Origin of the sequence: Shewanella sp. SP1S2-4 (assembly GCF_031932075.1) — a bacterium.
Classification (GTDB): Bacteria; Pseudomonadota; Gammaproteobacteria; order Enterobacterales; family Shewanellaceae; genus Shewanella; species Shewanella baltica.
In genome coordinates, this window is record NZ_JAUOET010000064.1 from 1 (window position 1) to 730 (window position 730).

Annotated in this window: 1 protein-coding gene; it reads right to left on the bottom strand. The window is 37.7% G+C overall.

Translation table 11 applies throughout. The features are described 5' to 3' along the window. Positions 1-193 precede the first annotated feature (193 nt). The gene (locus Q4Q52_RS22185; RefSeq protein ID WP_311991700.1) at positions 194-550 is read right to left on the bottom strand and encodes a hypothetical protein; all 357 of its coding nucleotides are present in this window, start codon (positions 548-550) and stop codon (positions 194-196) included. Positions 551-730 lie beyond the last annotated feature (180 nt).

The following is a 730-nucleotide window of genomic DNA, read 5'->3' on the forward strand; positions in this document are numbered from 1 at the left end:
GCAACCTTTCGATCAGCAGTTCAATTAACAAATCAATAAGTTAATAAAACAACGGGATATTAGATTTCCAAATGGCGCATAATGTTAGAAAAGCTTACTTCCAAACTCTTTCAGATAACTTTACATAGGGCAAATCTAGTGAATGAAGAGTGGATGGGGTCTTTGTTCCAAATTGGAATGGGGCATCCACATTTTAGCGTTTACGAGGTTTAAAGCTTTTAAAAATAACTTTTGCATTATGAAAAGAATTTCTTAATGCTAGGAACAGCTGAACGGAACAAATTCCATATATAAATGCTACACCCAGTGTGTAGGCTAAACCATCTCTTATCCCATAACTGATTAACAAAAGCGGAACGGTCGTTGAAACCGTGACAAGCGAATATAGGTTAGGATAATCTCTAACTGTATAGACAGTTATGTAGCCCGCAGCTATACAAGCCACAATCGAAATTAAAAGGCCATTTAGAGAATCGTCCACATCCAATAGTGAAATGAACGCTCCTAGAAGTAACCCTAGGATACTGCAGATAACTAATGGTTTCCCCATGAAATCCTCGTTTAGGTAGAACGAATGGCAATCAATACTAACTTTCACTCATTACTAAAGTTTGGTCAACAAACCTGTAGCTGGAGGAGCTAGTTAAAAGAGGCGAAACAAGCTTTGGGGCAATAGCTTTTTAGCTAAACGAACAGCAGAAGTGTTAATTAAGATTGGCATTGTTGCAAC